Consider the following 22,223-nt stretch of genomic DNA (forward strand, 5'->3'; position numbering starts at 1 on the left):
GGTTATTTCGCCGCCGAGGCGGAACACAGGTTGCAGTAGTCGCACTGGGCGCAAGTCTTGGCGCTGGGTCGAGGCGGCAAATCGTTCTGGCGCAGCGCTTGCGCGGCGGCGCGCACGTCCCTTTTCACATCACCGATGAAGTCGTCGTCCACGGAGCGCCGCTTCTGCTTCTGCTCGTCGAGCTCGTAGATCTCCACGTAGTCAGCCGGCCGTCCAGTCAGTTCCTGATACCCCAGCGCGTAGATGTGCAGTTGCGTCTCAGTGACGGCCTCTGCCTGCGCGCGGTCGTTCGACTTCAGGTCCACAATGGTCACTTCGCCGCTGTCGATTCTGCGGACCAGATCGATGCGGCCAGCCACCGACACGCCGTCCCCCAGCGCGATCTCGATCGCTTTCTCGGAAAACTCAAGGTTCTTGAACTCCGCGGCGTTCTTGCGGATGTAGGCCTCGATTACTCGGCGAGCAGCCTGCTCGAGCTTGACGCGCAGCGCAGGGTAGGCGTACGGCGCGCGCAGATGGCGCATGACGAGCGTGGCTGCTTCGCCGGGATCCACGTCTTCTCCGTGGAGTGCGCGGGCATGCACTTCGGCCAACGCATCGTGCAACGACTTACCGAAGCCCAGCGCTTCATCCAGTGGCGCATTGAAGCCGTACAAGATTCGCAGCTTGAACTGGTAAGGGCACTCGAAGAAGTACTTCAGGTCCGAGAACGAGAGCGTAACGTTGGCCACCGACGATTTCGGCCGCGGATCCAGGCGCTTGCGCGCGGTGTAGTCAGGAGGCCGGCGCTTGACGTACTTCGACGCCAGGACCTCGGTAAAGAATTCAGACGGCGCCTGCGCCGTCTTGTTGCCGGCATGCGGCGCCCAGCTCAAATGGAGGAACTTCTGCGCCCGCGTGACCGCGACGTAGAACAACCGGCGCTCATCATCTAGCCCGCCGCGATAGCGGGCCGCGTTATCAAATGCGGCCTCTGGGATGAGATGCCAAGCCGTGCGGCCGCCGGCTGCGCGCGACGGAAAGCGGTTGCGCACCAGTTGCGGGACGAAGACGACTGGCCACTGCAACCCCTTGGCTTGGTGCACCGTCATGATCCGCACCGCGTCGGGGCTAACGAACGTGTTTTCCTGCCATCCTTCGGGGTAGGCGCTCTCGGCGTGGTAGCGCAGGAAGCCGGCGAAGCTGACGTACTTCTCGACCGGCTTCGAATGGAAGTGGATGCTCTCGAAATCCGAGATCGCTTGGCTGAACTTGCCCAAGTTGTAGAACACCACCTCGCCGCGCGCGCCAGGAACCTGCTCCTCACGCAGACCAGTGTTCTCAATGAACGCGATGAACTGGCGCTGAAGGTTGTAGACCTTGAACTGGCCAATGTCGGCCCGCGGCATATCCACCCGGGCCTGCGCGGCTAAACCGACCGCCCGATCGAGTGCGGCGGGCAAGATACCCAGATCGGCATCCTGCCATGCGGCGCGAACTGTGGCGGCATCCACGTCGCCCGCCAAGAAATAGAAAAGCTGACGCGCCGCTTCCGCTTCTGCGGTCTGGAACAGATTGTCCATGCCCGTGATCACATACGGCACCTGCGCTTCGTCCAGCGCCGCGATGAACGGGTCACCGTCCCGCCGCACCGACCGGAGCAGGATGGCCATGTCGGACCACGAGACGCCGCGCTCGTTCCTGTCCTCGCGCACCGCGACGCCACGCAGTGCTTGGCAGGTACGGGCAATGTGCCGGGCTTCATCCTGGGGCGTATCGAAGGGCAACGCGGTGATGTCGCCAGCTTCGTATACCTGCGCCTCTGTGGGCTTCATCTCCTTCGGCAGGCGGCGAACGATCTGGCGAATGAAATCGCGCGCGACAGCCACCACGCCTTCGCTGGAGCGGAAGTTCTCCTCCAAGCGCACTTGATCGACCCGGGAATATCGTTCTCCGAAGGTCAGTATGTTGCGGACGTCGCTGCCGCGCCACTGGTAGACAGTCTGGTCATCGTCGCCGACCACGCAGACGTCGGCGCCAAGTCGGTTCAGTGCTGCGACAACCGCCTCCTGGACCGGATTGACGTCCTGGTATTCATCGACGATCACGTGCCTGACGCGGGCGGCCAACCGTTCCCGAAGCCCGGGATTTCCCTCCAGCTCGTCGACAGCGCCCTTCAGGATGCCGGAGTAGTCCAAATAGGCCCGCTGGCGCAGCAGGCCTTCGTAGGCAGGGAGCTGTGCAACGACCGAGTTGCCGACGAGCTGCTCGGGCGCCACAGTCACATCTTCGCGAAGAATCCCCATCGCCGCGATGAAATGGCGCGTGTCCGTGTATCGCTTGAGCGGCTGACCGGTAAGTGTGGTGCACTGGGTGAGCCCAGAGACCTTCGAGTGCCGATCGACGAACAGTGACTGCTGCACTTCGTTGAGCACCTCGTACTTCATGAACACCGGCACCTCGGACTTCAGCAGCTCGAGGCAGTAGCCGTGGATCGTGCCGACGTACATCTCGGCCAAACCGGTGACGTCGCCAAGATGTTCATGGCAGCGGGCGTGAATTCGCTCCTTCAGTTCGGCGGCCGCCTTCTCCGTGAAGGTGAACGCCACGATGTTCTCTGGCCTGCATCCCGCGCCGCCGTCGGCCAACGGGCGTAGCAAGCTCACGACAAGCTGCGCGACGACCTCTGTCTTACCAGAGCCGGCGCACGCGATGAGCTGAAGATTGCCGGCAACGTGATTGATAGCCGCGAGCTGGGCGGCTGTGAAGCCGGACCGGTTCATGGTGAAGACCGCCTGCGCACTGCTGTTTCCCCCTTCTACGCACCAAGGCCGACGCGCGACCGGCGTCGATCTGCGTTTGTACCACCGGTGCTCCGGAGACCCCATAGCGGTGCCCCGAGTGGCTGGCGCGCGTTCGATGGCCGACTAACGCGGGAGCCCGATGTCCACGCGGTCAGCAAAATGCCTGCTGATCCAAAGTTGGACATGCAAATCCAGTTGTTGATAGTTCCGCCCGCCAATCCGTGTTCGCCCATGCATTGGGTCCCATCCAGCCATTTCGAGGGGTGGGGGTACGGTGGGGTCGCTGGATTGCGCCTGGCGGGGAGTTCCGGTGGTGGCGGGGGGCCTGCCGCGGACGAGGCACAACGTTCGCAACCAGTAATGCTGCGCAGTACCTTGGCCGGACTCTGCGCGCCGGCTCCGAGAGCACCTAGGCCGTTTTCGCCGACCCAAGCCACGTCCCAGCAGGGGGCTGCCCCAAGCATTGGGCATGCTTTTGGGTATGTAAAAGCAGAAAACGCGCCTTGCGGCGCGTCACTGCTTACTGTCTGGCGGAGACGGAGGGATTCGAACCCTCGATGCGGCTCTACACCGCATACTCCCTTAGCAGGGGAGCACCTTCGGCCTCTCGGTCACGTCTCCAGCAAGAGGGGCATTATGCCCCAAGCATTTCACTCTGCAGTCGAGTGCGGTAGCCCTTTCAGGTCGCCGGCTGATCCAGGTCGAACGCGCGGTGCAGCGCGCGCACGGCCAGCTCCATGTACTTCTCGTCGATCACGACCGAGGTCTTGATCTCGCTGGTGGAGATCATCTGGATGTTGATGCCCTCCTCGGACAGCGCGCGGAACATCTTGCTGGCGATGCCCACGTGGCTGCGCATGCCGATGCCCACGATGCTCACCTTGCAGATGCGGGTGTCGCCCTCGATGGTGTCGGTGCCCAGGGTCGGCAGGACCTTGGACTTGAGCAGGTCCACCGTGCGCGCATAGTCGTTGCGGTGCACGGTGAAGCTGAAGTCGGTCTTCCCTTCCTTGGAGATGTTCTGGATGATGACGTCGACCTCGATGTTGGCGTCGGCCACCGCGCCCAGGATGTTGTAGGCGATGCCCGGCCTGTCGGGCACGCCCAGGATCGACACCTTGGCCTCGTCGCGGTTGAACGCGATGCCTGAAACGACGGCTTGTTCCATTTGTTCGTCTTCCTCGAATGTGATCAGGGTGCCGGACTTGGCCTCTTCCTCGATCGGGATGTCCCAGGGGGTGAAGCTCGAGAGCACGCGCAGCGGCACCTTGTACTTGCCGGCGAACTCCACCGAGCGGATCTGCAGCACCTTGGAGCCCATGGAGGCCATCTCCAGCATCTCCTCGAAGCTCACCGTGTGCAGGCGGCGCGCCTCCGGCACCACGCGCGGGTCGGTCGTGTAGACGCCGTCCACGTCGGTGTAGATCAGGCACTCGGCCGCCTTCATCGCGGCGGCCACGGCCACCGCCGAGGTGTCGCTGCCGCCGCGGCCCAGGGTGGTGATGTTGCCGCCGTCGTCCACGCCCTGGAAGCCGGTGATGATGACCACCTTGCCGGCCTCGAGGTCCCCGCGGACCTTCTTGTCGTCGATGGATTCGATGCGCGCCTTGGTGTAGGCGCCATTGGTGCGGATGGGCACCTGCCAGCCGGCGTAGCTGACGGCCTCCATGCCTTCGGCCTGCAGCGCGATGGACAGCAGTCCGACCGACACCTGCTCGCCGGTGGAGCCCAGCATGTCCAGCTCGCGCAGGTAGGCGTCACCCGGCTTGGCGGGCGCCAGCTCCTTGGCCAGGCCGAGCAGGCGGTTGGTCTCGCCGCTCATGGCGCTGGGCACCACCACCAGCTGGTGGCCGGCCCGCACCCATTTGGCGACACGCTTGGCAACGTTGCGGATGCGCTCGGTGGAGCCCATCGACGTGCCGCCGTACTTGTGAACGATCAATGCCATGGAAGATGCGAAAAGAAGGGCCAGGCCGGCGTTGCGCCGGCTTCGGCCACCTAGGGGAATCCCGCATTTTAACTGCCGCGGAAGCGGCAGCTCTGCCATGGCGCGCCGATCGCGCGGCGCGCGGCCTTCAGTCCGCCCTGGCGCCGCTGTCCCGCACCACCTTGCCCAGGCGCGGCACGTCGGCCTTGATCAGGGCGGCCAGCTCCTGCGGCGGCATGCCGCTGGGGTCGAGCCCGAGGTCGGCGAAGCGCTTCTGGATCTCGGGCGTCTTGAGGAACCTGCTGATCTCCGCGTGCAGCCGATCGACGATGGCCTGGGGCGTTCCCGCCGGCGCGAACACGGCCTGCCACGAGCTGAGCTCATAGCCTTGCAGGCCCTGCTCGGCGAAGGTCGGCACGTCCGGCGCGGCCTGCGATCGCGTCACGGTGGTGACGGCCAGCGGGCGCAGCTTGCCGGCCTTCATGTGCGGGATCGCGGTGGCGATGTTGTCCACCGCCGCCAGCAGGTTGCCGCCCAGGAGGTCCGTCATCATCGGGCCGCTGCCCTTGTACGGGACGTGCTGCATCTTCACGCCGGCCATGCTCTTGAACAGCTCGCCCGAGATGTGCTGCGAGGTGCCGCTGCCGGCAGAACCAAACGAGTATTTCTCCGGATTGGCCTTGAGCAGCTTGATGAAGTCGGCCAGCGACTGCGCCGGCACGCTGGGGTGCACCAGCAGCACGTTGGGCTGGGTCGCGTACAGCGTGATCGGCGCGAAACTGGTGACCGGGTCGTACGACAGCCTGGAGTACAGCGACGCGTTGATCGCGTGCGAGCTGATGGTGCCGCCGCCGATGGTGTAGCCGTCGGGCGCCGCCTTGGCCAGTTCGGCCGCGCCGATGGAGCCGCCCTGCCCCGCCTTGTTCTCCACCACCACCGGCTGCCCCAGCACCGGCGTGAGCCGCTCGGAGGCGATGCGCGCCAGGATGTCGGTGGTGCCCCCCGGCGCGAACGGCACGATGTAGCGGATCGGCTTGTTCGGCCAGCCTTGCTGCGCCAGTGAGGGGAAGGCCACGAACGCGGCGGAGACGCCGCCGATCCGTCTGAGAGCCGTGCGCCGGGAAATGCCCATCGTCTGTCTCCTGGTGGTTGTGCCCGGCATTCTTCGGTCAGCCGGGCGCAAAGCGCAACCGGGGACCATCCCGGAGGACGTGCCCGGTGCCCACCTTCAATTGCAGTCGGTGGCCGCGCGTGGTGCAGTCGGCCACCTGGGCGAGCAACTCATCGAGCTGCGCGGCGCTGGGCTGCTGGGCGTGCAACGTCTTCAGCCAGTGGCGAAGCAGGTTGGCCTGGCGCGCGGGCGACAGGGCTTGCAGCTGCGCGATGTCCGGTTCGCCGTCCATGGCGGCCAGGTCCGTCGCCGCGACTTCATCGAGCAGGCCCTTGGCCTGCGCCGCGTGGCGGGCGGAGCGGGCAAAGGTCTCGCGGAACGACGGGAAGGCGCTCTCCAGCGCGGGCAGCAGCTCGTGGCGGATGCGGTTGCGCGTGTAGCGCGTGTCGGCGTTCGTCGGGTCCTCGACGAAAACGATGGACTGCTCGCGAGCCCAGCGGCGCAGCTCGGAACCAGGCACGCCCAGCAGCGGACGCAGGAAGGCCACGCCGTGCCGCTCGAAGCGCGCCGGCATCGCGGCCAGCCCGGGCAGGCCGGCGCCGCGGCTCAGGGCCAGCAGCAGGGTCTCGGCCTGGTCGTCGGCATGCTGGGCGAGCAGCACGCAGGCGAGGCCCTGTTCCTGCGCCGACGCGGCCAGCGCCTCGTAGCGCGCACGGCGCGCGGCGTCTTCCGGGCTCTCGCCGGGCGCGTGCCGCGCATCGAGCCGCCGCACGTGCAGGGGGACGCCCAGGCCCGCGCAGGCCCGCTCGCAGTGTTCGGTGAAGGCATCGGCCGCCGCCTGCAGCCCGTGGTGAACGTGGATCGCCTGCACCGCGCCCGGCCACAGCCGCGCGGCGGCGGCCAGCAGCACCGAGGAATCGGCGCCGCCGCTGAAGGCGACGCCCAGGGGGAGCGGGGGATTCAGCGCCCCCAGGGGCGCCAGGACAACGTCGGCCCCCGCTTCAGCGGGACTCGGCCTTGGTGTCGGTGAAGCGGCCATAGCTTTGCAGCCGCTCGTAGCGCCGGTCCAGCAGCTCGCGCGACTTGAGGTCCGCGACCTGGCGCCAGGCGTCGTTCAAGGCGCGCTTGAGGAAGGCGGCCATCTGCTTGTGGTCGCGGTGCGCGCCGCCCACCGGCTCGTTGACGATCTTGTCGACCAGGCCCATGGCCTTGAGCCGGTGCGCGGTGATGCCCATGGCGTCGGCGGCGTCCTGCGCCTTGTCCGACGTCTTCCAGAGGATGGACGCGCAGCCTTCGGGGCTGATCACCGAGTAGATCGAGTACTGCAGCATCAGCACCTGGTCGGCCACCGCGATGGCCAGCGCGCCGCCGGAGCCGCCCTCGCCGATCACCGTGGTGATGATGGGCACTTCCAGCTGGGCCATCTCGTAGATGTTGCGGCCGATCGCCTCGGACTGGCCACGCTCCTCGGCGTCGATGCCGGGATAGGCGCCGGGCGTGTCGACGAAGGTGAACACCGGCAGCTTGAACTTCTCAGCCGTCTTCATCAGGCGCAGGGCCTTGCGGTAGCCCTCGGGCCGGCTCATGCCGAAGTTGCGCGCCGCGCGCTCCTTGGTGTCGCGGCCCTTCTGGTGGCCCAGCACCACGCAGGGGCTGCCGTTGAAGCGGGCCAGCCCGCCCACGATGGAGAGGTCGTCGGCGAAGTGCCGGTCGCCGTGCAGTTCGATGAAGTCGGTGAAGAGCTCGCCGACGTAGTCCATCGTGTAGGGCCGCTCCGGGTGGCGCGCGATCTTGGTGATCTGCCACGGCGAGAGCTGGCTGTAGATGTCCTTGGTGAGCTGCAGGCTCTTGCGCGAGAGCTGGTCGATCTCCTCGGAGATGTCGACCGCGGATTCGGTCTGGACGTAACGCAGCTCGTCGATCTTGGTCTCGAGTTCGGCGATCGGCTGCTCGAAATCGAGGAAGGTCTTCTTGGCCAAGGGGATGGCTCCTATCTTTTGCTTCTTCTGGCCCGTCAGTATTCGACGGGCAGCGGGTCGAGCGACCGCCAAATATACCAAGTGGCGACGCTGCAGAACGGCTCCCACGCCTGAGCCACCTCGCGTGCCTCGCTGCGGCTGACGGGGTCGCCCGAGAAGTAGTTGCGGCTGATGCCGTTGATCAGTCCGATGTCGTCCAGCGGCAGGACGTTGGGCCGCATCAGGTGGAAGATGAGGAACATCTCGGCGGTCCAGCGGCCGATGCCGCGGATGCCCACCAGCTCCGTGATGATCTCCTCGTCGGTCATCTCCTTCCACGAGTTCACGTGGATGGCGCCCGAGTCGAAGTGCAGCGCCAGGTCGACCAGGTACTCGATCTTGCGCGCCGACAGGCCCGCGGCCTGCATGTCGTCGACCTTGAGCTTGAGCACGTTGGCCGCCGTCATCTTGCGCGGCAGGTGGGCGAAGCGGTCCCACACCGTCTGCGCCGCCTTCACCGAGATCTGCTGGCCCACGATGCTGCGCGCCAGCGTGGTGAAGGCGTCGCCGCGCGACTGCAGGCAGGCGTCGCCGAACTGCGGGATCAGGCGCTTCATCACCCGGTCGCGCTTGGACAGGTGCTTGCAGGCGTCCGGCCAGTAGTCCGGGCGCGCGAATTCGACGGGCGAGCCGCCGGCGTCGCTCACGTTGCCGCCTCCCAGGTGGTGCCGGTGGGCGAATCCTTGAGCACGATGCCCTGGGCCAGCAGCTCGGCGCGGATGCGGTCGGCGGCCGCGAAGTCGCGGGCCTTCTTGGCGGCGGCGCGCTCTTCGATGCGCTGCAGGATCGTGGTTTCGTCCAGCGTCGCGCCGCTGCGCAGGAAGGCCTGCGGGTCGCCCTGCAGCAGGCCCAGGCAACCGCCCAGCGCCCTGAGCAGGCCGGCGTGCCGGGCAGAGCGGCTGCGGTTCACCTCCGCGGCCAGGTCGAACAGCACGGCCACCGCCTCGGGCGTGGCGAAGTCGTTGTCCATCGCGGCCTTGAAGCGGGCGGCGTAGGGGTCGGCCCAGTCGATGCCCACGTCGGCCGGGGCGGTCGAGCCCAGCGCCGTGTACAGCCGCCGCAGCGCGCCGCGGGCGTCGTCCAGGTGGACGTCGCTGTAGTTCAGCGGACTGCGGTAGTGGGCGCGGACGATGAAGAAACGGATCGTCTCCGCGTCGAACTTCTGCAGCACGTCGCGGATGGTGAAGAAGTTGCCCAGCGATTTGGACATCTTCTCGTTGTCGATGTTGACGAAGCCGTTGTGCATCCAGAAGCGGGCCAGCGGCTTGTCGTGGGCGCCCTCGCTCTGGGCGATCTCGTTCTCGTGGTGCGGGAAAGTGAGGTCGGCGCCGCCGCCGTGGATGTCGAACGTCTCGCCCAGGAATGCGCAGGACATGGCCGAGCACTCGATGTGCCAGCCCGGGCGGCCGGGCCCGTAGTCGCTGTCCCATTGCGCATCGGCCGGCTCCGTGGGCTTGGCGGCCTTCCACAGCACGAAGTCCAGCGGATCCTCCTTGCCTTCCAGCACCGCGACGCGCTCGCCCGCGTGCAGCTCGTCGAGCGACTTGCCGGAGAGCTTGCCGTAGCCGGGGAAGCGCCGCACGGCGTAGTTGACGTCGCCGCCGCTGCGGTAGGCCAGGCCCTTGCCTTCCAGGCGCCGCACGATGTCCAGCATCTGGGGCACGTAGTCGGTGGCGCGCGGGTCGTGCGTGGGCCGCTCGATGCCCAGGGCGTCGAAGTCGCGGTACATCTCGGCCGTCATGCGGTCGGTGAGCTGGCGCACCGGCTCACCGTTCTCCACCGCGCGGCGGATGATCTTGTCGTCGATGTCCGTGATGTTGCGCACGAAGGTGACGCGCAGCCCGGACGCCTTGAGCCAGCGCTGCACGATGTCGAAAGCGACGTTGGCGCGGGCATGGCCGACGTGGCACAGGTCGTAGACGGTGATGCCGCACACGTACATGCGCACGTGGCCCGCTTCCAGCGGGGCGAAGTCCTCCAAGGCACGCGTCAGCGTGTTGTAGATGCGCAGGCTCATGGATCTTCGAAGAGCACCTGCGCTGCTTGGGCGGCGCGAGGTCGGGGTCGCTTGTGGGAGTCTTTTTCCCGGGCTTGCGGTCGAGGTGCCCGGTACAATCGGCCCGCAGTATATAGCCCTGTCCGGGCCGCCCTGCACGCGCTTTATCGAGGCTCCCATGTCGCTCGCACGCCCCCATCTTCCGCGCTCGCTGCGCCTGATCGCCCTGGTGGCCGCGCTGGCGGTGCCCGCGTTCGCGCAGGCCGACGACTACGGCGACGTGGGCCAGCTGCTGCGCAACGGCCGGCATGCCGACGCGCTCGCCAAGGCCGACCAGTACCTGGCCGCCAAGCCGCGCGACCCGCAGATGCGCTTCCTGCGCGGCGTCATCCTCACCGAGTCCGGCCGCGCCAACGACGCCATCACCGCCTTCGTCAAGCTCACCGAGGACTACCCCGAGCTGCCCGAGCCGTACAACAACCTCGCGGTGCTGTACGCGGGCCAGAGCCAGTTCGACAAGGCGCGCGCCGCGCTCGAGATGGCCATCCGCACCAACCCGAGCTACGCCACGGCGCATGAGAACCTGGGCGACGTGTACGCCAAGCTGGCCAGCCAGGCCTACAGCAAGGCGCTGCAGCTCGATGCCGGCAACACCGCGGTGCAGCCCAAGCTGGCGCTGATCCGCGAGCTGTTCGCGCCGGGCGCGCGCGGCGTCAAGCCCGGCTCGCCGGCCGCGGCCGCACCGGCTGCAGCGCCGGCCACGACCGTGGCCAAGGCTCCCACCCCGGCACCCGCGCCCGCCGCTGCCCCGGCGCCCGCGACCACGGTGGCCAAGGCCGCGGCGGCTGCGCCCGCACCGGCTCCTGCCGCCGCTCCCGCGGCTGCGGCTTCCGCGCCGGCCACGGTTGCAAAGGCACCCGCGGCGGCGCCCGCCCCTGCTGCCGCCCCGGCCGCCTCCGCCGGCGCCGCGCGCGAGGTCGAGACCGCCGTCAACGCCTGGGCCACGGCCTGGTCGTCCAAGGACATGGGCGCCTACCTGGGCGCCTACGGCAAGGCGTTCGATCCGCCCGGCAACCAGTCGCGCAAGGCCTGGGAAGAAGAGCGCCGCGACCGCATCGTCGGCAAGTCGCGCATCTCGGTGCGCCTGTCCGACCTGTCGGTCAGCGTCGAGGGCGACAAGGCCACGGCCCGGTTCCGCCAGGCCTACAGTGCCGACAGCCTGAACGTCACCGGCCGCAAGACGCTGGAGCTGCACAAGGTCGGCGACCGCTGGCTGATCGTGCGCGAGAACGCCGGCGCCTGACGCCGCAGCGCGACGCGCCCTGGGCGCCCAAGGTCCCGCAGTCTTGAACCTTCGCCTCCCGTCCCTCCGGTCGCGCCCCCTCCGGGTGCTCGCCGCCTGCGCCTGCCTGGCGCTGGCCTGGTCCGGCGCCGCGAACTCGGCTCCGCGCAAGCCCAAGGACCGCCCCCCGGCCGCGCGCCCGGTCGTGCAGGACGGCCAGGCCGAGGCGCGCCTGCTTTCGGTCTACCGCCGCGTCGGCGCCGGCCAGGTGCGCGAGGCGCTGGCCGAGGCCGAGACGCTGGTGCGCGACCACCCCAACTTCCAGCTGGCGCAGCTGGTCTACGGCGACCTGCTGGCCTCGCGTGCGCGGCCCGTGCGCGGGCTGGGCGACGTGCCCGAGGCGGCCGGCGCAGCCGGCGCGCAGCTGCTGGCCGAACTGCGCGAGGAATCGCAGCTGCGCATCCGCGCGCTGCGCGAGCGCCCGCTGCCGGGCACCGTGCCCGCGCAGTTCCTGCAGCTGTCGCCGCGCAGCCGCCATGCGATCGCGGTCGACACCTCGCGCGCGCGCCTGTACCTGTTCGAGAACACCGCCTCGGGCCTGAAGCTCCTGGCCGACTACTACATCTCGGTGGGCAAGTCGGGCATCGAGAAGAACGCCGAAGGCGACCTGCGCACGCCGCTGGGCGTCTACTACGTCACCAGCAACCTCGACCCGAAGACGCTGAAGGATTTCTACGGCGTCGGCGCGCTGCCGATCAACTACCCCAACCCCTACGACGCGCGCCGTGGCAAGACCGGCAGCGGCATCTGGCTGCACGGCACGCCGCCCAACCAGTTCTCGCGCGCGCCCAAGGCCACCGACGGCTGCGTGGTGCTGGCCAACCCGGACCTGGAACGCATCATCCGCACGGTCGAGGTGCGCAGCACGCCGGTGGTGATCGCGTCGGCGCTGCAATGGGTGGCGCCGCAGCAGCTGCAGGCCGAGGCCCGGCCTTTCGGCGAGGCCCTGGCCGCGTGGCGGGCCGCGCGCTCCAGCGGCGACGTCAACCGGGTCCTGACCTTCTACACGCCCGACTCGGTGGCGGCCGGCAAGAGCGTGGCCGAATGGACGCCGCAGCTGCGCACCGAATTGCAGCGAACACGCGGGCGCGAGGTGCAGCTCAAGGACGTGTCCTTCCTGCGCTGGACCGACTCGTCCGACACCATGGTGGTAACCTTTGGCGAGGTCCCCCAGGGCGCGCGCACGGGCGCGGTCAAGCGCCAGTACTGGATGCGCACCGGGGGGCAGTGGAAGATCTTTTACGAAGGAGTGATCGGTTGATCCCAGCAGTGACGCGCCGCGCGGCGGCAGCCCTCGTCCTCGGCCTGGCCGCCTGCGGCGCCGCCTGGGCGCAGGAAGCACCCCGGGTGAAGTTCAGCACCAGCGCCGGCGATTTCGTCGTCGAGGTCTATCCCGACAAGGCGCCCAAGACGGTCGAGAACTTCCTCCAGTACGTGCGCGACAAGCACTACGAGGGGACCATCTTCCACCGCGTGATGGACGGCTTCATGATCCAGGGCGGAGGCTTCAGCCAGGACATGCAGCAGAAACCCACCCGCACGCCGATCCCCCTGGAGACTCGTCCGGAGCTGAAGAACGATCGCGGCACGCTCGCGATGGCACGCACCGCCAACCCGAACTCGGCGACGGCGCAATTCTTCATCAACGTGGTCGACAACCCCAACCTGAACGCCCCGATGCCGGACGGACACGGCTACGCCGTCTTCGGCAAGGTGGTTTCCGGCATGGACGTGGTCGACAAGATCAAGGGTGTGGCCACGGGCTCGCGCGGGCCGCACCAGAACGTCCCCACCACGCCGGTCGTGATCAAGTCGGTCACGCCAGCCAAGTAAAGGAAACAACAACATGGCCAATCCCAAGGTCGACCTGCAGATCGCCGGCTACGGCACCATCACCCTCGAGCTGGACCAGGACAAGGCGCCCAAGTCGGTCGAGAACTTCCTGAACTACGTCCGCAAGGGCCACTACGACGGCACGATCTTCCACCGCGTGATCGGCAACTTCATGGTCCAGGGCGGCGGCTTCCAGCCCGGCATGACCCAGAAGCCCACCGACGCGCCGATCGAGAACGAAGCCTCCAACGGCCTGAAGAACAACGAGTACACCGTGGCCATGGCGCGCACCAACGCGCCCCACTCCGCCACGGCGCAGTTCTTCATCAACGTGGCCAACAACGACTTCCTCAACCACTCCTCGCCGAGCCCGCAGGGCTGGGGCTACGCGGTGTTCGGCAAGGTGGTCGCCGGGCAGGACATCGTCGACCGCATCAAGGGCGTGAAGACCGGTCGCAAGGGCTTCCATGACGACGTGCCGCAGCAGGACGTCGTCATCGAGAAGGCCGTCGTGGCCGGCTGACGCGCCGCCCGGTGGCGCTGCCGCCCGTCCACGAACTCGCGGCCGAGCCCTCCTGGCGCTCGGTCGACCTGATCTCCGACCTGCACCTGCAGGACAGCGAACCCGCCACCTTCGAGGCCTGGCGGCGCTACCTGGCCTCGCCCGGCGCCGATGCGATCGTCATCCTCGGGGACCTGTTCGAGGCCTGGCCGGGCGACGACGTGCTGCAGGTGCCGGGCTTTTCCGCCGACTGCGCCGCCGTGCTGCGGGCCGCGTCGGCCGCACGCCCGGTCTTCTTCATGCACGGCAACCGCGACTTCCTGGTGGGCGAGGCCTTCGCCCAGGCCACCGGCGTGCAGCTGCTACCGGATCCCACCGTGCTCGCGTTCGGCGGGCAACGCTGGCTGCTCAGCCACGCCGACGCCCTGTGCCTGGGCGACGTCGAGTACCTGCGCTTTCGCGAGCAGGTGCGCGACCCGAAATGGCAGCGCGCCCTCCTGGCGCGGCCCCTCGCCGAACGGCAGGCCCTGGCCCGCTCGCTGCGCGCGAAGAGCGAGGGCCGCAAGCGTTCGGGCGCGACCTACGCCGACGTCGACACCGACGCGGCCCGGGCCTGGCTGGCCGCAGCGCGCGCGACCGTGCTGGTCCACGGCCACACGCACCGCCCGGCCGAACACGACCTGGGCGACGGCCTTCGGCGCGTGGTCCTGACCGACTGGGACCTGCAGGCGCAACCTCCGCGCGCCCAAGCGCTGCGGCTTTCCGTCGAAGGCCGCGCGCGTCGCGTTCCGCTGGCCTGATGTTCGGCTGGTGGCGCCGGCGCGCGACGCGCCCCATCCCCGAGCCGCTCTGGCAGGACGTGCTCTCGGCCTACCCCTTCCTGCGCGAGCGTCCCCAAGCGGAACTGGCGCGCCTGCGCGAGCTGGCCGCCCGCTTCCTGCAGGACAAGGAATTCCACGGCGCGCAGGGCCTGGCCATCACCGACGCGATGGCGGTCGCGATCGCGGCGCAGGCCGTGCTGCCCGTGCTGCACCTGGGCCTGGACTGGTACGACGACTTCGTCGGCATCGTCGTGCACGCCGACCAGGTGGTGGCCCGGCGCACCTCGCAGGACGAGGTGGGCGTGGTGCACGAGTGGGAGGAGGTGCTGGCCGGCGAGGCGATGGAGCGCGGCCCGGTGATGCTCAGCTGGCAGGACGTGCAGCAGGCCGGCGAGGCCGCCGCCCAGGGCTACAACGTGGTCGTCCACGAGTTCATCCACAAGATCGACATGCGCGACGGTCAACCGGACGGCTGCCCGCCGATGCCGGCGCGGCTGCGCAAGGCCTGGCGGTCGGCGATGCAGGCCGAGTACGAGCGCTTTCGCGAACAGGTGGTGATCGCCGAGCGCTTCGGCGGCGAACCGACCTGGCTCGACCCCTACGGCGCCGAGAACATCGGCGAGTTCTTCGCGGTGGCCGGGGAAGCCTACTTCGTCAACCGAAGCGCCTTCGGCGCCGGTTTCCCGGCGCTGCTGGCGCTGTTCGACGGCTTCTTCCAGCCGGCGGCCTAGCCACCGCTTCGCATCAGCGCATCAGCGCAGCAGCACCTTCAGCACGTTCTGCAGGCGGCGCGCCGCGCCCTCTTGGTGGGCGGTGGCCAGCACGCGCGCCGTGTCCTCGCCCCAGGTCTGCGCGGGCGAAGGATCGTTGCGGCGCGTCAGCAGGTGCAGCTGCATCCGGCGTCGCGCGTCCAGCTGGTCGGCCGGCGTCGGCACTTCGGCCGCGATCTCCAGCCGCAGCAACGCATCGCCCGCATCGCCCGAAGGCGCGGACTGCAGGGCCTTGACCCAGCTACCACGGACCGCCGGCGTGACCGCGCGGCCCAGCTCGCTCTGGCTGGGCACCTGTTCGGCGGAGCGCTCCTCCCAGGCCGAGAGCAGCTGGGTCAGCGCCTCGCCGTGGGCCTGCGCGGCCAGCTTGCGCAGCGTCTGCTGCGCGTGCTCCAGCGCGTCGCGCTGGGCGCGGAAGGCCACGTCGCCCAGGCGCGGGCCGCGGTCTTCCGGCGCGCGGTCGCCGAAGCGGCCGCTGCCGCGCGAGTCCCGGCCCATCCGGTCTCCGGCACCGGGGCCGCGGCCACCGAAGCCGCCGGCACCGGGCGCGCCGCGCCGGTCGCCGAACTTGCCGCCGCGGCCGGGCGCCGCCGGCTCGGTCTTGCGCATCCCCGGACGGTCGTCGCCGCGCATGGCGATGACCGGCTTGGGCGGCGCCTTCGCAGGGGCGGGCGCCGGCGTGGGCTCCGCTGCCTCCGTGCCTTCGGCGGCGGTTTCCGCTTCGGCCGAGGCCTCGGCGCCTTCAGCAGCGGCCGGGGCGGCCTCCGCGGCGGCGGCGGGCGCCGACTCGGCCGGCTGGGCATCGGCCCGGGCCTTGTCGGCCTGGGCTTGCGCCTGGCCCCTCAGCGCGGCGTCGAGTTGCGCCATGGCGGCACGGATCTTGTGCGCGTCGCCGCCGGCATTGGCGGCTTCCAGCGCCTTGGACGCTTCCAGCACCGCGCGATCCCGATCGCTCAGCGCCGACGCGGCGCGTTCGCGCTCCTCGGTCTTGCGGTTGAAGGCTTCGTCGATCGGCTTGCGGAACGCGTCCCACAGCTTCTGCTCGTGCTTGCGGTCCAGCGGCACCGTCTGCGCCTCGGCCTGCCAGCGCTGCTGCAGCGCCTTGACCGCGTCGATGCGCAGCTGCGGCGCGGCGCCCAGCGCCTTGGCCTCGTCGATCATCGCGTGGCGACGCTCCAGGCTCTGCTTCTGCACCGCGGCCAGCGGCGCCTCGGCGGCCTGCAGCGCCTGCTTCCACTGCGGCTGCATCTCGGCGAAGGCCTTCTCGCTCAGGTGGCCCGCTTCGCGCCAGCGGGTCTCGAACTGGTGGATGGCGCGGTTGAACGACTTCCAGTCGCCGCCCGGCGCGCCGGTGTTCTGCCCGGCCCAGGCCTGCAGTTCCGCGATCAGCGCCAGGCGCTGGTTGCGGTGGTCGGCCGCCTCCGACTTCATCTTGTCCAGCCAGGCCTCGACCACCTTGTAGGCCTCGTTGCAGGCCTCGTCGAAACGCTTCCACAGCGCGTGGTTGGGCGGGCCGCCCTGGTCGACCTGCTTCCACTGCTCCCGCAGCGAACGCAACTGTTCCTGCATCTTTCGGCCGCCGTACTTGGGCTTGCGGATGGCCGGTCCGGCCGGGGCGGCCGGTTCCGCGGGGGCAGCGGCGGGCGTCGCGGCTTCAGCCGGAGCTGCGGATTCGGTGGGGACCGAGGCCTCCACGGGGGCCGCGGCCTCGGTGGACGCTGCGGCCTCGGTCGGGCCAGCGACATCGGCAGCAGCTGCAGCCTCGGCCGGCGCAGCAGCCTCGATGGGGGCTGCGGCCGCCTCCGTGGGAACGGTCTCCGTGGGAGCACCCTCGATGGGAGCAGCGGCCTCGACGGGTGCAGCAGCCTCGGCGGGAGCCTTGCCCCGGGCAGGGGCCGGCGCACGGGTTCCAGCCGGTCGCTCGGTCTCGAACAGCGCTTCCGCCTTGGCCACCAGCTCCTGGCGCAGCTGGTCCGCGCGCCAGCGCTGCCAGCCTTCCAGCTCGCCGGCCGACGCCAGCAGCGCATGGGCCTGGTTCTCCAGCTTGTCGTCGATCAGCTTGCCGTGCTCCTTGAGCGCGGAACGCAGGGCGGCGCCGGCGCTGGCGCTGCCCTTGCCATGGCCCTGGGCGACTTCCTGCTCCAGCCGGGTGATCGCCGCGGCCACCGCCTCGGCGGCCTTGGCCTTGAGTTCCGGGTCGACCTTGGGCCTGGCCGGCCGTGCGGGCGGCGCCTCGACGGGCACGCCGCGCGCGCTGCGCAGTTCATCGGCCCAAACCGGCACCGGGGGCAGCGGCGCGGCCGCGTCGGCGTCGGCCGCGATCGCCTGGGCCAGTGCGCTCTGGAAGGCGTCCCAGACCACCTGCAGCTGGGAGCGCGAGGCGTCCAGCAGCGGCGGGAAGCGCGCATCCACGCTGGCCCAGTTGGTGTCTTCCACCAGCGCCTGCGCCTGGGCCTGCCATTCGGGCACGTCGGCGCGCAGCGAATCGGCCGCCGCCTGTGCGTCGCGCCAGGACTTGGTGGAGAGCACCTCGATGCGCTGGGCCAGCAGCACCGCGGCCTCGCGCTGCACCTGCACCCGGTGCTGGAGGTCCTCGATGCCCTTGATGCGATCGCCCAGCTTCGCCTTCAGGCCGGCCAGCGGCTCGCGGCTGAGCGGGGCGCCGGCCTTGGCGGCGTCGCGCTGCCAGGCCATGGCGTCGGCGATGTTCAGCCGCGGCGGCTCCAGCAGCGCCTGGGCCTTCTGCGCCCACTCGGCGGCGATGGCCTCCTGGCCACGGGCGCGCTTGAGCTCGTCGAGCTTCTCGCGCACCGCCCTGGCGGCACCCTTGTCGCGGGCGCTCAGCTCCCGGTACACCTCCTGCATCTGCTCGGCGCTGGGATTGGCGGCGAGCCATTCGCGCACGCGGGCCGCCCGCTCTCCCGAGGTGGGCGCCGAGAAGGCGCCGCCGGTGAGGGTGTCCAGCGCGTGGGTGTCGGAGGATTTGAGACTGGCTTGGGTCACTTCGTTGGTCTGAAAAAAACACGCCCTCGCATCGCGGGGGCCGGCGCGTATTCTCGCCGCGATTCGCGCGGGCGCCGGCCGCGGCGCAAAACACCGTTCCGGCGACGGAAAACAGAAAGCCCGGCAGACGACCTGAAGCCGGTCTGCCGGGCTTGACGGCGGCGCGAGTCCGGCCGTCTGGGCGTACCGTGGGAGGATGAAGGTCCCAACGGCACCGGGAGCAAGAGATTGCCCCCAGGATAGACCGGGACGGGGTGCCGAAGCACAAACATCCCGGTACAAGGGCCCGATCGCTCGGGTGCCTCCACGTTAGGTAGATACCCCGATCTTTTCAAGCGCTGGTTTTCAATGACTGTCGGCGACGTGATTTAGCCAGTTGCCTTGACAACCGGCCGGCATGTTGTCCGAAGTGTCCGACGACAGTGGACGCTCCCGTCCGACCGCCCTACTGCCGAGCCAGGGTGTAAATTTTGGCTTCAAACAGCAATAAATTGCATAAGCGCTGACATCTTTATTCTTGACTCGTTATTTGGCAGGCTCCTAGAATCCGCCCGTCCCAGTGCTGACCTAGGGACCAACCCCCGAACCGCTGCCGAACCCGGCGAAGTCGAATCACTGTTGCAGGCCCTGAGAGGAGCCCCCGGTCATTCGATGGCGTACCAATCCAAACGAGGAGCCTGACGGCCCAGCCGCTCGCGAGAGCGTCCCCGCCCGGCCCCGCGCGTAGAAAGGAAGTGCTATGACAGCGTCAGGAGAAGTGGTGCGAGGCACCGCCATGCTGGCCCAGGGCCTGCGTACCTTCACCGCCGACGTCGGCGAAGGTTTCTTCGAGATCACCCACAACGGCCTCGCCCTGCTCGGCGTGGCGGTCGTCCTTGCCCTGTCCACGCTGGCGGCGCGGCCCGACCTGCGCCAGGCCGGCGAAGCCCAGCTCATGGGCTGGCTGCAGGCCCGCCAGGTGGCGGCCCTGGGCCTGGTGCCCGAGCTGGACGCGATCGACCGCGCCACGGCCGCCAATCCCAAGGACCTGCCCAAGCAGCAGGCCGCCGTCGCCTACTGGCTGAGCAAGAAGTACCGCGTGGCCCCCGAGCCGCTGAGCGCGCTGGTGGCCGAGGCCTACGAGATCGGCCGGCGCACCAAGCTCGACCCCACCCTGATCCTGGCCGTCATGGCCGTGGAATCCGGCTTCAACCCCTTCGCGCAGAGCCCGGTGGGCGCCCAGGGCCTGATGCAGGTCATGACCGGCGTGCACAGCGACAAGTACGAGGTGTTCGGCGGCAAGCTGGCCGCTTTCGACCCGGTGACCAACCTGCGCGTGGGCGTCAAGGTGCTGCAGGAATGCATCCAGCGCGCCGGCTCGCTGCACGCCGGGCTGAAGTTCTACGTGGGCGCCGCCCACCTGCCCGATGACGGCGGCTACGCCGAAAAGGTGCTGGCCGAGCACGGCCGCCTGCAGCAGGTCGCGTCCGGCCGCCCCGTTCCCCTGGTCACCCCGGCGACCCCGGCCATCCGCACCGTCGCTCCCCTGCCGGCCACGCCCGGGCCGGCGCAGGGCCCGGCCGACCCCGAGAAGGTCGCCGCGGCCTTCTCGCTGCCCTGAGGCGGGCCCTCGGCTACACTTTCCCCCGTACGCGACTGGCGATAGGCGCGGCGCCCCGAGCGGGCAGCCCGCGCTGACGTGGGACACCACTGGGAAGCGTACCGCGAGGGAAAGCGGCTCGAGCCGCGCGCGATGGCGCCACGGCGCCGCCCCTTCCCCCGCGATCCGCCGTTCGCCTGGGCAGCCCTTGTGCATCACAGGGACCACACGTCTGTAAGGACTGCCGCATGTACCACCGCAACATCCTCATCGAGCAAACCGACCCCGAGATCTGGGCGGCCATCACCGCCGAGAACCGCCGCCAGGAAGAACACATCGAGCTGATCGCGAGCGAGAACTACGCCTCGCCCGCCGTCATGGCCGCCCAGGGCACCCAGCTGACCAACAAGTACGCCGAGGGCTACCCCGGCAAGCGCTACTACGGCGGCTGCGAGTTCGTCGACGTGGCCGAGCAGCTGGCCATCAACCGCGTCAAGCAGCTCTTCGGCTCCGACGCCGCCAACGTGCAGCCGCACTCCGGCGCCCAGGCCAACGAGGCCGTGTTCCTGGCCTTCCTCAAGCCGGGCGACACCATCATGGGCATGAGCCTGGCCGAAGGCGGCCACCTCACCCACGGCATGGCGCTGAACATGAGCGGCAAGTGGTTCAACGTCGTCAGCTACGGCCTGGACGCCCGCGAGGAGATCGACTACGACGCCATGGAGCGCAAGGCGCGCGAGACGCGGCCCAAGCTGATCATCGCGGGCGCCTCGGCCTATGCCCTGCGCATCGACTTCGAACGCTTCGCCCGCGTGGCCAAGGAAGTCGGCGCGATCTTCATGGTGGACATGGCCCACTACGCCGGCCTGATCGCCGCCGGCGTCTACCCCAACCCGGTGCCCCACGCCGACGTGGTGACCTCCACCACGCACAAGAGCCTGCGCGGCCCGCGCGGCGGCATCATCCTGATGAAGGCCGAACACGAGAAGGCGATCAACAGCGCCATCTTCCCCGGTCTGCAGGGCGGCCCGCTGATGCACGTGATCGCCGCCAAGGCGGTCGCCTTCAAGGAAGCGCTGACGCCCGAGTTCAAGGCCTACCAGGAGCAGGTGGTCAAGAACGCCCGCGTCGTCGCCGAGACGCTGGTCGAGCGCGGGCTGCGCATCGTCAGCGGCCGCACCGAGAGCCACGTGATGCTGGTCGATCTGCGCGCCAAGGGCATCACCGGCAAGGAAGCCGAGGCCGTGCTGGGCGACGCCCACATGACGATCAACAAGAACGCCATCCCCAATGATCCCGAGAAGCCCATGGTCACCAGCGGCGTGCGCATCGGCACGCCGGCCCTGACCACGCGCGGGTTCAAGGAAGATGAAGCACGCCAGACGGCCCACCTGATCGCGGATGTCCTGGACAAGCCGCGCGACGCGAACAACATCGCCGCGGTCCGCGAAAAGGTGAACGCCCTCACCCGCCGCTTCCCGGTCTACAAGTAGCCGCACCCGATGAAGTGCCCCTTCTGCAACAACGCCGACACCCAGGTGGTCGAAACCCGGGTGTCCGAAGACGGGGACTTCATCCGCCGCCGGCGCCAGTGCGCGCACTGCGAAAAACGCTTCACCACCTACGAGCGGCCGGAAGTGAGCTTCCCGGCGGTCGTCAAGAAGGACGGCCGCCGCATCGACTACGAGCGCGGCAAGCTGCTCGGCTCGCTCAACCTGGCGCTGCGCAAGCGCCCGGTGAGCACCGAGCAGATCGACAGCGCCGTCGAGCGCATCGAGGAGAAGCTGCTGAACCTGGGGGTGCGCGAGGTGCCCTCCGCCCGCATCGGCGAACTGGTGATGCGCGAGCTCAAGAAGCTGGACAAGGTGGGCTACGTGCGCTTTGCCAGCGTCTACCGCAGCTTCGAGGACATCGACGAGTTCAAGACCGTCGTCGACGAGATCCGGCGCTAGGCGCGCGCGGCTAGCAGGCCGGCAGGGTCGTCTTGCGGATCCTGGGCCGGCCCAGGATGTTGATCACGATCTCCCGCCCCTGCAGCGACGGGTCGCCCTCGCGGCACAGCGTCAGCGTGCCGGCCTGGAAGGCGCCCGAAGCCGACCGGGTCCAGCCCATGCCGGTGTACGACAGGTAGGCGGCCACCGGGCCGTTGCCGCTCAGGCGGAAGCCAGCCGGCAGCGTGGCGTAGCCGTCCAGCACGGCTTCGCCGGCATCGAGCGCGCCGTTGTTGTTGGCGTCGTGGAAGACGATCCAGCCCTGCTCCCAGCCGCCGGACGCCGCACAGGCGGCCCGGCTGGACGACTTGCACATCACGACCCGCGAATTGCGCTTGATCGCCTCGGCGCGGGTCAGGTGCAGGTGGCCGACAAAGGCATTGGTGATGGAGGCCAGCCGCATGGAATTGGTGGCGGACTGGAAGGCCGGCACGGCGATGGCCGCCGCCAGCGCGCACAGGCCGACGATGACCAGCGACTCCGTGAGCGAGAAGCCGGCGCAAGGGCGGCGATCGAGGCGGGACGCACCGGGAGCGGGCATCTGCCC

At 69.2% G+C, this 22,223-nt stretch carries 18 protein-coding genes and 1 tRNA gene; 9 read left to right on the forward strand and 10 right to left on the reverse strand.

What is annotated here, in order from left to right; translation table 11 throughout:
- Nucleotides 1–2: 2 nt before the first annotated feature.
- The 8 genes from ASG30_RS14790 to cysS form a co-directional block, all read right to left on the reverse strand.
- Entirely contained in the window at nt 3–2,762 is a 2,760-nt protein-coding gene (locus tag ASG30_RS14790) for an ATP-dependent helicase (RefSeq protein WP_055898146.1), read from the reverse strand.
- Between the two features lie 549 nt (nt 2,763–3,311).
- Nucleotides 3,312–3,404 (reverse strand) — tRNA-Ser (locus ASG30_RS14795).
- A gap of 58 nt (nt 3,405–3,462) precedes the next feature.
- Entirely contained in the window at nt 3,463–4,731 is a 1,269-nt protein-coding gene (locus ASG30_RS14800) for an aspartate kinase (protein ID WP_055898149.1), read from the reverse strand.
- Between the two features lie 127 nt (nt 4,732–4,858).
- Entirely contained in the window at nt 4,859–5,842 is a 984-nt protein-coding gene (locus tag ASG30_RS14805) for a Bug family tripartite tricarboxylate transporter substrate binding protein (protein ID WP_055898151.1), read from the reverse strand.
- A gap of 37 nt (nt 5,843–5,879) precedes the next feature.
- On the reverse strand, nt 5,880–6,860 hold the full coding sequence (gene tilS, locus ASG30_RS14810) for a tRNA lysidine(34) synthetase TilS (RefSeq protein ID WP_055898154.1): 981 nt from the start codon (nt 6,858–6,860) through the stop codon (nt 5,880–5,882).
- Nucleotides 6,823–7,800, reverse strand: a complete 978-nt coding sequence (locus ASG30_RS14815) for an acetyl-CoA carboxylase carboxyltransferase subunit alpha (RefSeq protein ID WP_055898157.1) — start codon at nt 7,798–7,800, stop codon at nt 6,823–6,825. The genes tilS and ASG30_RS14815 overlap by 38 nt, the downstream gene beginning before the upstream one ends.
- A gap of 35 nt (nt 7,801–7,835) precedes the next feature.
- A complete protein-coding gene (locus tag ASG30_RS14820; protein ID WP_055898160.1) occupies nt 7,836–8,486 on the reverse strand; it encodes a DNA-3-methyladenine glycosylase family protein in 651 nt (216 codons plus the stop codon).
- On the reverse strand, nt 8,483–9,856 hold the full coding sequence (gene cysS / locus ASG30_RS14825) for a cysteine--tRNA ligase (RefSeq protein WP_055898163.1): 1,374 nt from the start codon (nt 9,854–9,856) through the stop codon (nt 8,483–8,485). The genes ASG30_RS14820 and cysS overlap by 4 nt, the downstream gene beginning before the upstream one ends.
- A gap of 157 nt (nt 9,857–10,013) precedes the next feature.
- On the opposite strand from cysS, the gene ASG30_RS14830 reads away from it, so the two are divergent.
- From ASG30_RS14830 to ASG30_RS14855, 6 genes are read left to right on the forward strand one after another with little or no spacing between them, the layout of a single operon-like run.
- A complete protein-coding gene (locus ASG30_RS14830; protein WP_055898166.1) occupies nt 10,014–11,138 on the forward strand; it encodes a nuclear transport factor 2 family protein in 1,125 nt (374 codons plus the stop codon).
- 43 nt (nt 11,139–11,181) lie between these two features.
- Nucleotides 11,182–12,438: a L,D-transpeptidase family protein gene (locus tag ASG30_RS14835; RefSeq protein ID WP_055898169.1), complete on the forward strand. Its 1,257-nt coding sequence runs from the start codon at nt 11,182–11,184 to the stop codon at nt 12,436–12,438.
- The gene (locus ASG30_RS14840; RefSeq protein WP_156385558.1) at nt 12,435–13,010 is read left to right on the forward strand and encodes a peptidylprolyl isomerase; all 576 of its coding nucleotides are present in this window, start codon (nt 12,435–12,437) and stop codon (nt 13,008–13,010) included. The genes ASG30_RS14835 and ASG30_RS14840 overlap by 4 nt, the downstream gene beginning before the upstream one ends.
- Nucleotides 13,011–13,023: 13 nt before the next feature.
- On the forward strand, nt 13,024–13,533 hold the full coding sequence (locus tag ASG30_RS14845; RefSeq protein ID WP_055898174.1) for a peptidylprolyl isomerase: 510 nt from the start codon (nt 13,024–13,026) through the stop codon (nt 13,531–13,533).
- An 11-nt stretch (nt 13,534–13,544) separates the two neighbouring features.
- Nucleotides 13,545–14,312 carry a UDP-2,3-diacylglucosamine diphosphatase gene (locus tag ASG30_RS14850; RefSeq protein ID WP_055898177.1) on the forward strand — a complete coding sequence of 256 codons (768 nt, stop codon included), beginning with the start codon at nt 13,545–13,547 and terminating at the stop codon, nt 14,310–14,312.
- Nucleotides 14,312–15,064 carry a zinc-dependent peptidase gene (locus ASG30_RS14855; protein ID WP_055898180.1) on the forward strand — a complete coding sequence of 251 codons (753 nt, stop codon included), beginning with the start codon at nt 14,312–14,314 and terminating at the stop codon, nt 15,062–15,064. The genes ASG30_RS14850 and ASG30_RS14855 overlap by 1 nt, the downstream gene beginning before the upstream one ends.
- A 21-nt stretch (nt 15,065–15,085) precedes the next feature.
- On the opposite strand, the gene ASG30_RS14860 is transcribed toward ASG30_RS14855, so the two are convergent.
- On the reverse strand, nt 15,086–18,106 hold the full coding sequence (locus tag ASG30_RS14860; RefSeq protein WP_055898182.1) for a DUF349 domain-containing protein: 3,021 nt from the start codon (nt 18,104–18,106) through the stop codon (nt 15,086–15,088).
- 739 nt (nt 18,107–18,845) lie between these two features.
- On the opposite strand from ASG30_RS14860, the gene ASG30_RS14865 reads away from it, so the two are divergent.
- From ASG30_RS14865 to nrdR, 3 genes are all read left to right on the forward strand, one after another.
- A complete protein-coding gene (locus tag ASG30_RS14865) occupies nt 18,846–19,706 on the forward strand; it encodes a lytic transglycosylase domain-containing protein (protein ID WP_055898185.1) in 861 nt (286 codons plus the stop codon).
- 227 nt (nt 19,707–19,933) lie between these two features.
- On the forward strand, nt 19,934–21,178 hold the full coding sequence (gene glyA / locus ASG30_RS14870) for a serine hydroxymethyltransferase (RefSeq protein WP_055898188.1): 1,245 nt from the start codon (nt 19,934–19,936) through the stop codon (nt 21,176–21,178).
- Nucleotides 21,179–21,187: 9 nt separating this feature from the next.
- Entirely contained in the window at nt 21,188–21,637 is a 450-nt protein-coding gene (nrdR, locus tag ASG30_RS14875) for a transcriptional regulator NrdR (protein WP_055898190.1), read from the forward strand.
- Nucleotides 21,638–21,647: 10 nt separating this feature from the next.
- On the opposite strand, the gene ASG30_RS14880 is transcribed toward nrdR, so the two are convergent.
- Nucleotides 21,648–22,217, reverse strand: coding sequence for a GspH/FimT family pseudopilin (locus tag ASG30_RS14880; RefSeq protein WP_055898193.1), 570 nt, complete (start codon nt 22,215–22,217; stop codon nt 21,648–21,650).
- Between the last annotated feature and the right edge of the window lie 6 nt (nt 22,218–22,223).

The sequence above is a fragment of the Ramlibacter sp. Leaf400 genome, from assembly GCF_001424545.1.
Taxonomy (GTDB): Bacteria; Pseudomonadota; Gammaproteobacteria; order Burkholderiales; family Burkholderiaceae_C; genus Ramlibacter.